This is a genomic window from Phycicoccus sp. HDW14 (genome assembly GCF_011383005.1).
Taxonomy (GTDB): domain Bacteria; phylum Actinomycetota; class Actinomycetes; order Actinomycetales; family Dermatophilaceae; genus Phycicoccus.
Genome location: NZ_CP049935.1, coordinates 1565142 through 1578985, shown reverse-complemented (window position 1 = coordinate 1578985; position 13844 = coordinate 1565142). Strand labels below are relative to the sequence as shown.

The following is a 13844-nucleotide window of genomic DNA, read 5'->3' as shown; positions in this document are numbered from 1 at the left end:
CGATGGTGCAGATGTCCATCCGCCTGCCCCACCGCCGTGACCGGGACCCCTCCTCGGGGGGCCACGGCCCGGCACGCGTCGACCGGCGGACCAAGAACCTCACCAAGCGGCTCAAGGCCGGTGACGTCGCGGTCATCGACCACGAGGACATCGACCGGGTCAGCGCCGAGGCGCTCGTCGCCTGCCGCCCCGTCGCCGTCGTCAACGCCGCGTCCTCGATCTCCGGGCGCTACCCGAACCTCGGCCCCGAGATCATCGTCGCCGCGGGCATCCCCCTGGTCGACGGCGCCGGTCCCGAGGTCATGGCCCTCAAGGACGGCATGCCGCTGCGGCTCGAGGACGGTCTGCTGCACGCCGAGGCCGGGCCCGTCGGCCACGGCCGGCTGCTCGACGCCGACGCCGTCCAGGAGGCGATGACCCTCGCCCGGGCCGGTCTGTCCGCCGAGATCGAGGCCTTCGCCGAGAACACGATGGACTACCTGCGCAAGGAGCGCGAGCTGCTCTTCGACGGTGTCGGCGTGCCCGACATCGCCACCGAGCTCGACGGGCGCCACGTCCTCATCGTCGTGCGCGGCTACCACTACAAGGAGGACCTCGAGATCCTCCGGCCCTACATCCGCGAGTTCAAGCCGATCCTCATCGGGGTCGACGGTGGCGCCGACGCGCTCATCGAGGCCCGGCACACCCCCGACCTCATCGTCGGCGACATGGACTCGGTGTCCGACAGCGCGCTGCGCTCGGGCGCCGAGATCGTCGTCCACGCCTACCGCGACGGGCGGGCCCCCGGGCTCGAGCGGGTGCGCGACCTCGGCGTCGAGCCGGTCGTCTTCCCCGCCACCGGCACGAGCGAGGACGTGGCGATGCTCCTCGCCGACGACAAGGGCGCCACGCTCATCGTCGCCGTCGGCACCCACGTGACCCTCGTCGAGTTCCTCGACAAGGGGCGCTCCGGGATGGCAAGCACGTTCCTCACCCGGCTGCGGGTGGGCGGCAAGCTCGTCGACGCCAAGGGAGTGAGCCGTCTGTACCGGACGCGCATCTCCTCGTTCAGCATCCTGCTCATGCTCGCCGTCGCCATCATCGCGCTGGGCGCGGCGCTGTGGTCCACCGCCGGTGGCCGCGCGCTGCTCCAGGTCCTCGCGGCGAAGGTCGACGACGTGTGGACCGTGCTCGGAGGAGTGTTCGGGTGATCGACTTCCGCTACCACATCGTCTCGATCGTCTCGATCTTCCTCGCCCTGGCGGTGGGGATCGTGCTCGGGGCCGGTCCGCTCCAGGGCGAGATCGGGTCGACGCTGACCAACGAGGTCGCCGGCCTGCGCAAGGACAAGGCGCAGCTCAACGACCAGCTCGACACCGCGACCAAGGCGGCCGAGGCCCGCGACGGGTACCTGTCGGCGGTCTCGGGCCGGGTGCTCGGGGACGCCCTGCGCGACCGCAGCGTCGCCATCGTCGTCCTTCCCGGGGCCGACGCGGCGGTCAGCGAGTCGGTCGTCGAGTCCCTCGGCACGGCCGGCGCGCGGCTGGCGTCCACGACGTCGGTCACCGAGGACTGGGTGAGCACCGCGCAGGCCACGGCGAGTGCCCGCGACCGGGCCGTCGCCGACGTCGCCTCGCAGACCGGGGCCACCACCACCTCGGGCTCCTCCGAGGCCCGTGACGTGCTGCTGGCCACGCTGCTCACCCGCACGGCACCGGCCGGTGACAGCGGGCCCGACGACACCACCGCGCGCACCGGCCTGGAGGCGCTCGCCGACGCGGGCCTCATCTCGCTCGACGCCCCGGACTTCACCCGCGCCGACCTCGTCGTCGTCGTCGCGGGTGCCGTCACCGACGGCGAGCAGGCGGCGCGCACCCGCGTCGCCGGCAGCTGGGTGGCCCTCACCGTGGCCCTCGACGCCCGCTCGCGCGGCGCCGTGCTCGCCGCCGACCTCGCCTCGGAGAAGTCCGGCACGTCGGTCATCACGACGCTGCGCGACACCTCGTCAGCGGTGTCGGAGGTCTCCGGGGTCGACGACGCCGCCGGGCCGATGGGGCTGGCCAGCGTGGTCTTCGCCCTCGTCGAGCAGTCCGGCGGCAAGACCGGCCAGTACGGTCTCGGGCCACGCGTCGACGCCGCGTTCGCGCCGGTCCCGCAGTCGTGAGGGGGCGCCCGGTCCTCGCGGGGCTGCTCGGGGCGCTCGCCGCAGCCGGCGCCCACCGGGTCCTCACCGACCGGGTCCGCTCGGCGCGCTGGACCCGCACCAACCACGCCGGCGCCGACGTCACGCTCCTCGAGGGTCCGTCGTGGGTCGCCGGCGGCGTGCTCGGGGCGGCCCTGGCCGGCCCGGCGGGTGCGCTCGCCGCCGGTGCGTCGGGGGCGCTCGGTGCGCTCGACGACCTCGCGGGCGACGGCTCGTCCAAGGGGCTGCGCGGGCACCTCGGCGCGGCCGCCCGGGGTGAGGTGACCACCGGCGCAGTCAAGGTCGTCGGGCTGGGGGTCGCCGGCCTGGTCGCCGCGGCGCTGCTCGACCGCGGCCGCGACGAGGTCGGCGCCCTCGACACGCTCGTCGGCGGGGCGGTCGTCGCCGGGTCCGCCAACCTCGCGAACCTCCTCGACCTGCGGCCGGGCCGGGCCCTCAAGGCCACCGTGCTGGCCGCCGCCCCGTTGGTCCTCCTGCCGGGGTCCACACCCGGGCAGCGACGCGCGCGCGCCCACGCGGCCGCGGCCGTGGGGGCCTCGCTCGGGGTGCTGCGCCCCGACCTCGCCGGCACCGCGATGCTCGGCGACACCGGCGCCAACGCGGCCGGAGCGCTCGTGGGCACCGCGTTCGTCGGACGTGCCGGGCGGCGAGGCCGGCTGGTCGCCCTGGCCGTGCTCACCGCGGCGACGCTGGCCTCCGAGAAGATCAGCTTCACGGCGGTCATCGAGTCGACCCCCGGCCTGCGCGAGCTCGACGCCTGGGGGCGGCCGGCGCGATGACCGACCGCAAGCTCGCCACGGGCATCGCCGGGGCCGCGGGCCTCATCGCCGTCGTCACCGTCGTCGCGCGGGCGGCCGGCTTCGCGCGCATCCTCGTCTTCGCCGACTCGGTGCGGGCCCAGGGCGTCGGCGAGATCTACCAGAGCGTCAACGCCCTGCCCAACGTCCTCTTCGAGGTCGCCGCCGGCGGCGTGCTCGCGGCCGTCGCCGTCCCGCTCATCGCCCACCGGCTCGGCGCGGGGGAGCGCGAGCGGGCCGACCACCTCGCGTCCGTCCTGCTCACCTGGGCCCTCGTGGTGCTCGTGCCCCTGGCCGCCGTCCTCTGGCTCGCGGCCCCCTGCTCTCCGGGTGGCTCATCGACGACTTCGACCCGCGCGCCCACGACGTCGGCACGACGTTGCTGCGGATCTTCGCGGTGCAGGTGCCGCTCTACGGCGTGGGCATCATCCTCACCGGGCTCCTCCAGGCGCACCGGCGCTTCCTCGCGGCCGCGCTGGCCCCGCTCGTGTCCTCGGTCGTGGTCCTCGGCTCCTACCTCTGGTACGGGCGGCTCGCCGACGGTGCGGTCTCGCCGTCGGTCGTCGACGGCGGGGCGATCGCCGTCCTCGGCTGGGGCACCACGCTCGGGGTCGTCGTCCTGTCCCTGCCGCTCGTCGTCCCCGCCCTGGGCACCGGCTGGCGCTGGCGCCCCGCGCTGCGGATGGAGCGGGAGGACGCGGTGCGCATCGGCGCCCTCGCCGGCGCCGGCGTGCTCGCCCTGGGCGCCCAGCAGGTCGCGGTCCTCGTGACGGTGTGGCTGACCAACCACTCCGGCACCGGTGGCGCCTTCACGGTGTACCAGTACGTGCAGGCGGTCTACCTGCTGCCGTACGCGGTGCTGGCCGTCCCCGTCGCCGTCAGCGCCTTCCCGGCGCTGGCCGCCAGCACGGGCGCCGGCGAGGACTCCTCGGCGACCCTCGCGCGCGCCCTGCGGGCCGTCCTCGTCCTCACCGGCCTGGCCGCGGGGGTCCTCGTCGCCGCCGCGCCGGCGGTCGGGGGCTTCTTCACCGTCCTCGACGCCCGGCGGGGGAGCGAGGGGGCCAGCCCCGAGGCGCTGGCCGCCCTGGCGCCCGCCCTCACGTCGTACGCGCCGGGGGTCATCGGGTTCGGTGTCACCGCGCTGCTCACCCGCGCGCTCTACGTGCGAGGCCGCCCCCTCGACGCGGCCTGGGCGGTCGGCCTCGGATGGGCGATGGCCGCCCTCGTGCCGCTCGCCCTCGTCGGCTCCGGGAAGGGTGCCGACACGACGCTGCGGATGCTCGGCATCACCTCGACCCTCGGGATGACCGCCTCGGCCGTGCTGCTCGTCATGCTCGTGCGCCGCTCGTGGGGCCCGGAGGTCAGCCGCGGCCTGGCCCGCACCGCCGGGGCCCTCGTCGTCGCCCTCGCCCTCTCCCTCGTCGTGGGCGACCTCGTGACCCGCGGCCGCACCTACGACGGGCTGCTCGACGCGGTCGGGTGGGGGGTCCTCGCGGGGGTCGCCGCCCTCGTCGCCGGGCTGCTGGCCGTCTTCTACGGCGACCGCAGGATGATGGGCGAGATCCGCGACCGGGGGCGGGCGCGGCGCCGGGGAGGGAGTGCAGGATGAGGGTGCTGCTCGTCATGGGCACGAGTGCCGGGGGCGTGGGGGCGCACGTGCGGGGGATGGCCCGGCTGCTCACCGGGGCCGGGCACCACGTGGTCGTCGCCTGCCCCACCGAGGCCGCCGAGCGCTTCGACCTCGCCGAGCACGCGACCACGGTGCCGCTCGAGGTCACCGACCGCCCGCACCCCGTGCGCGACGCCCGGGCCGTGCGTGACCTCGCCGAGCCGATCCGGGGGGCCGACGTCGTGCACGCCCACGGGCTGCGCGCCGGCGCGGTCGCCGTCCTCGCCGGTGCCCGCGGCGGGGTGCCGCTCGTGACGACCCTGCACAACGCCGCACCGACCGGACGGGTCACCGGCACCGTCTACGCGGGTCTCGAGCGCGTGGTGGCCCGCGGCTCGGCCGTGGTGCTCGGGGTCTCGGCCGACCTCGTCGAGCGGATGCGCCACCTCGGCGCGCGCCGCACGGGGCTGGCCGTCGTCCCCGCCCCGCCCTTCGCCGAGCCCGCCCGCGACCGGTACGCCGTGCACGCCGAGCTCGGCATCGACGCCCGCACGGCGCTCGCGGTGGTGCTGGCCCGCCTGGCCCCGCAGAAGGGCCTCGACCTGCTGCTCGACGCGCACCGCGACCTCGCCGACCTCGACCTGCTGACCGTCGTCGCCGGCGACGGACCCCTGCGCGAGCCGTTGCAGCGCCGGGTCGATGCCGAGGGCCTGCCGGTCCGCCTCCTCGGCCGGCGCGACGACGTCCCCGACCTGCTCGCCGCCGCCGACGTCGTCGTCTCCAGCGCGCTCTGGGAGGGCCAGCCGGTGGGCCTCCAGGAGGCGCTGCACGCCGGTGCGGCCATCGTCGCCACCGACGTCGGGGGCACCGCCGCGGTCGTCGGCGACGCCGCCGTGCTCGTCCCGGGCGGCGACCCGGTGTCGCTCTCCCGGGGCATCCGCGACGTCGTCACGCACGGCGGCGTGCGCGACGACCTGCGCTCCAAGGCGGTCGAACGGGCCGCCCACCTGCCCACCGAGGACGAGGCGTTGGCCGCCGCGCTGGACGCCTACCGCGACGCCGGCGCCGGATGACGTATCGTTGAAGCCCGTGGTGCTCCAGACGACGAAACAGATCTTCGTGACCGGAGGCGTCGCCTCCTCGCTCGGCAAGGGGCTCACGGCCTCTTCGCTCGGCCACCTGCTGAGGGCCCGCGGGCTCCGGGTGACGATGCAGAAGCTCGACCCCTACCTCAACGTCGACCCCGGGACGATGAACCCGTTCCAGCACGGTGAGGTCTTCGTCACCGACGACGGCGCCGAGACCGACCTCGACATCGGGCACTACGAGCGCTTCCTCGACGTCAACCTGCGCGGCAGCGCCAACGTGACGACCGGGCAGGTCTACAACCGGGTCATCCAGCGCGAGCGGCGCGGGGAGTTCCTCGGCGACACCGTGCAGGTCATCCCGCACATCACGAACGAGCTCAAGGAGCGGATGCGCGCCCAGGCGGCCGGCTCCCCGGGGGTCGAGGACGCCGACGCGCCCGACGTCATCATCACCGAGATCGGCGGCACGGTCGGCGACATCGAGAGCCTGCCCTTCCTCGAGGCGGCCCGGCAGGTGCGCCACGACCTCGGGCGCGACGCCGTCTTCTTCCTCCACGTCTCGCTCGTGCCCTACCTCGCCCCGAGCGGTGAGCTGAAGACCAAGCCGACCCAGCACTCGGTCGCCGCGCTGCGCCAGGTCGGCATCCAGCCCGACGCCCTGGTCCTGCGCGCCGACCGCGAGCTGCCCGAGTCGATCAAGCGCAAGATCAGCCTCATGTGCGACGTCGACAACGAGGCCGTCGCGGCCGCCGTCGACGCCCCGAGCATCTACGACATCCCGAAGGTCCTGCACCGCGAAGGCCTCGACGCCTACGTCGTGCGCCGGCTCGGGCTCGTCTTCCGCGACGTCGACTGGACCGAGTGGGACACCCTCCTCGAGCGCGTGCACAGCCCGGAGCACGAGGTCGAGGTGGCCCTCGTCGGCAAGTACGTCGACCTGCCCGACGCCTACCTCTCGGTCACCGAGGCCCTGCGCGCCGGCGGCTTCCACCACGACGCGAAGGTGCGCATCCGGTGGGTTCCGTCCGACGACTGCGCCACCGAGACGGGGGCGCAGAAGGCGCTCGGCGGGGTCGACGCCGTGCTCGTCCCGGGGGATTCGGCGTGCGGGGCATCGAGGGCAAGGTCGGGGCCCTGCGCTGGGCCCGCACCCACCAGGTGCCGACCCTCGGCATCTGCCTCGGCCTGCAGTGCATGGTCATCGAGTACGCCCGCAGCATCGCCGGCATCGAGGGCGCGAGCTCCACGGAGTTCGACCCCGACAGCCCGGCCCCGGTCATCGCGACGATGGAGGAGCAGAAGGCGTTCGTCGAGGGCGCCGGCGACCTCGGCGGCACGATGCGCCTGGGCAGCCAGCGGGCGCTGCTGCGCGAGGGCTCGGTCGTCGCCGAGGCCTACGGCGCGAGCACCGCCGACGAGCGGCACCGCCACCGCTACGAGGTCAACGAGCGCTACCGCGAGCAGCTCGAGGAGGCCGGTCTCGTCATCAGCGGCACGCACCCCGAGCTGGGGCTCGTCGAGTTCGTCGAGCTGCCGCGCGAGGTGCACCCGTACTACGTCTCGACGCAGGCGCACCCGGAGTTCAAGTCCCGCCCGACCCGCGCGCACCCCCTGTTCGCCGGGCTGGTCGGTGCGGCCATCGAGCAGCAGCGGGCCGCTCGCCTGGTCGAGGTCGAGCGGCCCCGCGCCGCCGAGCCGGCCGACGCGCGTGCCTGAACCCCTCGCCGACCGGCTCGAGCGCCGGCCGGTCGTCGAGTCCACGCTGTCCTTCCGCGGCCGCGTCTGGGACGTGCGCACCGACCGCGTCGACCTCGGCGAGGCCGGCGTCGTGACCCGCGACTACGTCGACCACACCGGCGCCGTCGCGGTCCTCGCGCTCGACGACGACGACCGGGCGGTGGTCATCCAGCAGTACCGGCACCCCGTGGCCGCGTACGACTGGGAGGTCCCCGCGGGGCTGCTCGACGTCGACGGCGAGCCGCCGCACCTCACGGCCGCCCGCGAGCTGCACGAGGAGGCCGACCTCGAGGCCGGCCGCTGGGCGACCCTCGTCGACCACTGGTCCTCACCGGGCGGTTCGAGCGAGGGGCTGCGGATCTACCTGGCCCGCGACCTCACCGAGGTCCCCGAGACCGAGCGCCACGAGCGGCAAGGCGAGGAGCTGGGGATGCCGGTGCGCCGGGTGCCGCTCGACGACCTCGTCGCCGGCGTGCTCGCCGGGCGCCTGCACAGCCCGACCCTCGTCATCGCCGTCCTGGCCGCCGAGGCCCTGCGCGCCCGCGGCTGGAGCGGTCTGCGCCCGGCCGACGCGCCCTGGCCCTCCCGCAGCCCGGGACGCTCTGCGCGCTGACCGCCGCGGGGTCCGGCCGCCGCGAGGGTGTGCCGGGTGCCCCCGGTGGGTATCGGGCCCTGCGTGACGGCGACCAGCGCGTGGGAGGATGAGTCGGTGGGCGAGACCTTCGGGGCGAGCAGGGGGTCGGCGGCCTGGCTCAAGGTCTCCGGCGGGTCCGACGAGGCGCTCGACCGCGCCACCGGATGCCCCTGCGGCGGGCTGCCGCGTGGCGCCACGCTCGGCGAGTGCTGCGCCCCGGTCATCGAGGGGGAGCGGGTCGCCGCCACCGCCGAGGCCCTGATGCGCTCGCGGTACACGGCCTACGCCCTGGCCGACGGCGACCACCTCTTCCGCACCTGGCACCCGCGCACCCGTCCCGAGCACGTCGACCCCGAGCCGTGGGTGCGCTGGGTCGGCCTCGAGGTGCTCGACGTCGTCGACGGAGGGCCGGGGCAGGACGCCGGCGTCGTCGAGTTCCGTGCCCGCTGGGTGGCCGGTGAGGGGCGCACGCGCCAGCGCGGCGAGGTGCACGAGCGGAGCGCGTTCGCCCGGCGTGCCGGACGCTGGTTCTACGTCGGCCCCGAGGCTCCCACCCCCTGACGTCGGCGGTCGGTGGTACGAATCGGGGATGGAGCTGGAGAACCTCGTCCTCGACGCCCACGACCCGCACCTGCTCGGTGGCTTCTGGGAGGCCCTGCTCGGTGGTCGGCGGCTCACCGACGAGCCCGACGTCGTCGAGACCCGGCTCTCGCCCGAGGGCGCCCCGGTGCTCGACCTCTGCATGACGCGGGTCCCCGAACCCGTGGCCCCGGCACCGCGGCTGCACCTCGACCTGCTCGGCGGCGACCGGCAGGACGAGGTGGTCCGGCAGGCCCTGTCGCTCGGGGCCCGCCACCTCGACATCGGGCAGGGTGACGTGCCGTGGGTGGTGCTCGCCGACCCCGAGGGCAACCCGTTCTGCGTCATGGAGCACCGCCCTGAGTACCGCACCGGCAGCCCGGTCGCGGCCCTGCCGCTCGACAGCGCCGACGTCGAGCGCGACCTCGCCTTCTGGACCGCCCTGTCCGGCTGGGTCCCCGAGGACACCCAGATGCCCGCCGCGCTGCGCCACCCGAGCGGTCACGGGCCGCTGCTCGAGCTGTGTCCCGAGCAGGCGCCCAAGCCGGCCGGCGTGAAGAACCGCCTCCACCTCGACGTGCGGCTGGCGGCGGGGGAGGACCTCGACGACGCGGTGGCCCTGGCCCTCGACCTCGGGGGCCACGAGTACGACCCCGGGTGGGGCGAGCTGCCCTGGCGGCTGCTCACCGACCCGTCGGGCAACGAGGTCTGCCTGCTGCCGCCGCACCGCACCTGAGCCGGCCGTGGGGTCGGCAGCCGTGGTGCCGGCGGCCGAGCCTCAGCCCCGGCGGCCGCGCAGCCCGTGCAGCCGGGAGGCCAGGCCGCGTCGCCCGGCGGCGGGTGCCTCGGCCGGCCGGGGCAGCCGGTCGGCCGGCCGCGCCGGGAGGCGCACGACCCGTGCGGCGTCGACCGCCTCGTCGATGCGGGCCACGTCCTCGGGCCCGATCTGGTAGACGGTCGGCTCGACGTGCACGCGGAAGCCGTCGCGCCCCACGAGCCAGCGGCCGCCGTCGTCGAAGGCCTCCATCGCGGCGAGGTCGCGGTAGCGCACGGTGACCAGCCCGGCGGCCGAGCGCAGGGTGACGCCCTCGACCCCGACGAGCAGGGTGGTCCGGCCCCCGCCCCGCACCGGGTGCTCGCGTCCCTCGACGGCGCTGGACGACCCGGAGGGCGCCGCCGAGAACCCGGCCCAGTCCAGGCCCGGCACGGGCACCTGGGCGAGGGCGCTGTCGTGGAGCGCCTCGGCCGCGGCCCGCACGGCGTCCGCGCTCACGGCCCGCAGGGCGGCGACGCGCTGCTCGCGGGCCGGGGTCGGGCGTCCGAGCAGGTGGTCGGCGGCCCGGGCCAGCAGGAGCTCGGGGTCGTGGTCCGGGCGGTCGGCCGCCTCCACGGCGCGCTCGACGGCGTCGCGGTCCTCGGCCCCCAGCCGACCCCACCGCACGCGGGCGAGCGCGTCGACGACCGCGCCGCCGAGCCCCTCGCGGACGCGCGGGTTCCCCTCGACGAGCACACGGACGAGGGCGAGGCGTGCGTCGTGCGGCTCGACGCGGACGACGGCCGAGGCGCCGGACGCCGCGAGCTCGGACGTGAGCGCCCGCTGGAGCAGGTGCCCGAGGACCTCGGCGGCCGGCCCGCGCGGCACGAGCCCGGTGAGGTGCACGAGGTCGGTGCCCGGGACGACGAACCACGCCGGGGTGCGCGGGAGCACCGTGGGGTCCGGGGGCAGCGGCGGCAGCTCGCCCTGCGGCAGGGCGAGGTCGAGCCCGAAGGGGATCTCCCGGGCGCTGACCCAGAGCACGACGTTGGCGCGGGTGAACGCCGCCGAGGACCAGATGCCGACGACGTCCTCGTCGAGTCCGCCCAGCCCGACCTCGGGGTAGGACGACAGCCCGCGGCCGGTGGCACCCCAGCGCATCATCGCCGCCACCCGGGTGGCCCCGTCGGTACGCGCCAGCTCCTCGGCGCGCAGGACCTCGCGCTCCTCCTCGAGGTGCTCGAGCGGCGGTCGGCGCAGGGCACCGCAGACGGCGTTGAGGACCCCGGCGACGTGCTCGGGGAGCCGGTGGCGGAGAAGCCGGTGACGACGTCGTCGAGGGCGCCGTGCCGGTGCTCGGGGGCAGGTCCGCACCGCGCAGCGCGAGGTGCTCGACGAGGTGGGTGACGCCGCGCACGGCGAGGTTCTCGTCGGCGCCGCCGACGCGGAAGAGCAGCCCGGCCGTGCACTCGTCGTCGTCGCGCGGGGCATGCAGCGTGGGCAGCCCGCCGACCTCGGTCTCGCGCACGGTCATCGGCCCTCTCCCTCGGTCAGGGCCTCGGCACGCAGCGTCGCGAGGGCGTCGCGGTGGTGCCCCGCCGCCCCCCAGGCCGAGGCGTCGACGACGCCGCCGAGGACGCGGAAGTGGGAGCGGGCGCGGTCGGTGCGCCCCGCGACGCCGAAGAGCACGGCGAGCTCGGAGTGCGCCTGGACCCAGGCCAGCTGCGAGGGGCACGGCAGCGCGCGGAACCGGTCGGCGACCTCCTCGAGCTCGGTGAGCACCTCCTTGCGCCGGAGGTACCCGCGGTCACGGCCGGACCCCTCGAAGCGCCAGCGGGCGAGGTGCGCCGCGGCGAGCACCGTCCCCTCGACGCCACCGGCGGGGGCCGCCCCGGCGGCCTCGCGGGCGGCGGTGAGCGCGTCGTCCCACGACCCGCCGGGTGCCGGGGCGAGGGCGCGCACGAGGAGGCGCCGCCCGACGGCGTGCTGCGGGTCGAGGGCGTGCAGCCGGGCCCAGCGGCGGCGCACCTCACCGGGCGGCAGGGCGAGCTGCCCGGCGGACCAGAGCCGCAGGACCCACGGCTGGGGGTCGGTGGGGTCCTCGGCGCACAGCCGCAGGAGGACCTGCTCGGCCTGCCGCAGCCGGTCGTGGACCAGCGCGAAGGCCTCGGCCGTCACCTCGGACCCCGGCTCGCCGGCGGCCTCCTCGGCGGCGAGGAGCAGCCGGTGGGCCTGCAGGGTGCGGGCGGTGTGGTCGTGGGGGTCCGCGGCGAGCCGGGCCGCGACGACGTCGTCGAGCCCGTCGCTGCGCGCGAGGACGTCCCACGCGACGCCCTGGTCGGGGGAGCGCCGGTCGCCGAGCAGGGCGATGTCGTCGACGGCCCCGGCGAGGTCGCCCGAGAGGGCGCGCCGGCGGATGCGGTCGAGGTCGGGGAAGACGGTCGCGAGGTCGGTGACCGGCGGAGGTGCCGGGTCAGCCATGCCCGCATGCTAGGACGGGCGCCCCCGGCCGCGCAGGTCGACGTGCCGGACCGCGGGAATCCCGTTTCTGGGAGGTCCGGCCCGGTCCGTAGGATGGACGCCGACCCCTCCCGACAGACGAAGGACCCCACTCCGTGCTCCGCACCCACGAGGCCGGCACCCTGCGTGCCGCCCACACCGGCCAGACCGTCACGCTCACCGGCTGGGTGGCCAAGCGGCGCGACCACGGCGGCGTGGCCTTCGTCGACCTGCGCGACGCCAGCGGGGTCGTCCAGGTCGTCGCGCGCGACGAGGTGCTCACCGGGGCCGCCCACGACCTGCGCAGCGAGTACGTCGTCAAGGTGACCGGCGAGGTCACCGCGCGCGAGGAGCGCAACGTCAACCCCGACCTGCCCACCGGCGAGGTCGAGGTCGTCGCCCGCGAGATCGAGGTGCTCAACGCCTCCGCGCCGCTGCCCTTCCAGGTCGACGAGCGCGTCACCGTCGGCGAGGAGGCCCGCCTCAAGCACCGCTACCTCGACCTGCGCCGCCCCGGCGCGCACTCGGCCGGCCACGCCATCCGGCTGCGCAGCAAGGTCAACGCCGCAGCCCGCCGGGTGCTCGGCGACCGCGACTTCGTCGAGATCGAGACGCCCACCCTCACCCGCTCGACCCCCGAGGGCGCCCGCGACTTCCTCGTGCCGGCGCGGTTGGCGCCCGGTTCCTGGTACGCCCTGCCGCAGAGCCCGCAGCTGTTCAAGCAGCTCCTCATGGTCGCCGGGATGGAGCGGTACTACCAGATCGCCCGCTGCTACCGCGACGAGGACTTCCGCGCCGACCGGCAGCCCGAGTTCACCCAGCTCGACATCGAGATGTCCTTCGTCGAGCAGGACGACGTCCTCGAGCTCGGCGAGGCCGTGGTCCGCGAGATCTGGCAGCTCATCGGCGTCGACCTGTCGACCCCGTTCGAGCGGATGACCTACGCCGAGGCCACGCGCCGCTTCGGGTCCGACAAGCCCGACCTGCGCTTCGGCCAGGAGCTCGTCGAGTGCACGGAGTACTTCCGCGACACCCCGTTCCGCGTCTTCCAGTCCGAGTACGTCGGGGCCGTCGTCATGCCCGGTGGGGCGAGCCAGCCGCGCAAGCAGCTCGACGCCTGGCAGGAGTGGGCCAAGCAGCGCGGGGCCCGGGGCCTCGCGTACGTCCTCGTCCAGGAGGACGGCACCCTCGGAGGCCCGGTCGCCAAGAACCTCTCCGAGACCGAGGTCGCCGGCCTCGCCGCGCACGTCGGCGCCCAGCCGGGCGACTGCGTGTTCTTCGCCGCCGGCGCGACGCGCTCGTCGCGGGCGCTGCTCGGTGCCGCGCGCCTCGAGATCGGCAAGCGGTGCGGGCTCGTCGACGAGGACGCCTGGAGCTTCCTCTGGGTCCTCGACGCCCCGCTGTTCGAGCCCGCGTCCGAGGCCGTCGCCGCCGGTGACGTCGCCGTCGGGTCCGGCGCGTGGACGGCGGTGCACCACGCCTTCACCTCGCCCAAGGCCGAGTTCCTCGACACCTTCGACACCGACCCCGGGCCGGCGCTCGCCTACGCCTACGACATGGTCTGCAACGGCAACGAGATCGGCGGCGGGTCCATCCGTATCCACCGCCGCGACGTGCAGGAGCGGGTCTTCAAGGTCATGGGCCTGTCCGAGGAGGACGCGCAGGAGAAGTTCGGCTTCCTCCTCGACGCCTTCCAGTTCGGCGCCCCGCCGCACGGCGGCATCGCCTTCGGGTGGGATCGCATCGTCATGCTGCTCGGCGGTTTCGAGTCCATCCGCGACGTCATCGCCTTCCCGAAGTCCGGTGGCGGCTACGACCCGCTGACCGACGCCCCGGCGCCCATCACGCCGGAGCAGCGCACCGAGGCGGGCATCGACGCCAAGCCCGAGCCGAAGACCGGACCCGACGCGACGGCCGAGGCCTCCAACGCCGGCTGAGACCCGTCGAAAGTACAGAACACGCCGT

General features: G+C 75.7%; 11 protein-coding genes and 1 pseudogene. 10 read left to right on the top strand and 2 right to left on the bottom strand.

Going from position 1 to position 13844, the window contains the following annotated elements; translation table 11 throughout:
* Nucleotides 1–11: 11 nt before the first annotated feature.
* From steA to G7075_RS07750, 9 genes and pseudogenes are all read left to right on the top strand, one after another.
* On the top strand, nucleotides 12–1190 hold the full coding sequence (gene steA / locus G7075_RS07790; protein WP_240917973.1) for a putative cytokinetic ring protein SteA: 1179 nt from the start codon (nucleotides 12–14) through the stop codon (nucleotides 1188–1190).
* Nucleotides 1187–2143, top strand: coding sequence for a copper transporter (locus G7075_RS07785; RefSeq protein ID WP_166120630.1), 957 nt, complete (start codon nucleotides 1187–1189; stop codon nucleotides 2141–2143). Before steA ends, G7075_RS07785 begins: the two co-directional genes overlap by 4 nt.
* On the top strand, nucleotides 2140–2961 hold the full coding sequence (locus G7075_RS07780) for a hypothetical protein (protein WP_166120627.1): 822 nt from the start codon (nucleotides 2140–2142) through the stop codon (nucleotides 2959–2961). Before G7075_RS07785 ends, G7075_RS07780 begins: the two co-directional genes overlap by 4 nt.
* Nucleotides 2962–3244: 283 nt before the next feature.
* Nucleotides 3245–4588, top strand: coding sequence for a lipid II flippase MurJ (locus tag G7075_RS07775; RefSeq protein ID WP_256378067.1), 1344 nt, complete (start codon nucleotides 3245–3247; stop codon nucleotides 4586–4588).
* Nucleotides 4585–5661, top strand: a complete 1077-nt coding sequence (locus tag G7075_RS07770) for a glycosyltransferase family 4 protein (protein ID WP_166120624.1) — start codon at nucleotides 4585–4587, stop codon at nucleotides 5659–5661. The genes G7075_RS07775 and G7075_RS07770 overlap by 4 nt, the downstream gene beginning before the upstream one ends.
* A gap of 19 nt (nucleotides 5662–5680) precedes the next feature.
* Nucleotides 5681–7392 (top strand): annotated as a pseudogene (locus G7075_RS07765) (CTP synthase).
* Nucleotides 7385–8026 (top strand): NUDIX hydrolase, encoded by a 642-nt coding sequence (locus G7075_RS07760; protein WP_166120622.1) that lies wholly within the window; start codon nucleotides 7385–7387, stop codon nucleotides 8024–8026. Before G7075_RS07765 ends, G7075_RS07760 begins: the two are co-directional and overlap by 8 nt.
* 96 nt (nucleotides 8027–8122) lie before the next feature.
* Nucleotides 8123–8608, top strand: a complete 486-nt coding sequence (locus tag G7075_RS20240) for a YchJ family protein (protein WP_205860649.1) — start codon at nucleotides 8123–8125, stop codon at nucleotides 8606–8608.
* A 28-nt stretch (nucleotides 8609–8636) separates the two neighbouring features.
* Nucleotides 8637–9362 (top strand): VOC family protein, encoded by a 726-nt coding sequence (locus G7075_RS07750; RefSeq protein WP_166120620.1) that lies wholly within the window; start codon nucleotides 8637–8639, stop codon nucleotides 9360–9362.
* A 42-nt stretch (nucleotides 9363–9404) separates the two neighbouring features.
* On the opposite strand, the gene G7075_RS21045 is transcribed toward G7075_RS07750, so the two are convergent.
* Entirely contained in the window at nucleotides 9405–10871 is a 1467-nt protein-coding gene (locus G7075_RS21045) for a hypothetical protein (protein ID WP_240917971.1), read from the bottom strand.
* A 39-nt stretch (nucleotides 10872–10910) separates the two neighbouring features.
* A complete protein-coding gene (locus G7075_RS07740) occupies nucleotides 10911–11861 on the bottom strand; it encodes a hypothetical protein (RefSeq protein ID WP_166120617.1) in 951 nt (316 codons plus the stop codon).
* Nucleotides 11862–11995: 134 nt separating this feature from the next.
* Here G7075_RS07740 and aspS point away from each other — a divergent pair, with 134 nt between their 5' ends.
* Nucleotides 11996–13816 carry an aspartate--tRNA ligase gene (gene aspS, locus G7075_RS07735; RefSeq protein WP_166120614.1) on the top strand — a complete coding sequence of 607 codons (1821 nt, stop codon included), beginning with the start codon at nucleotides 11996–11998 and terminating at the stop codon, nucleotides 13814–13816.
* Nucleotides 13817–13844 lie beyond the last annotated feature (28 nt).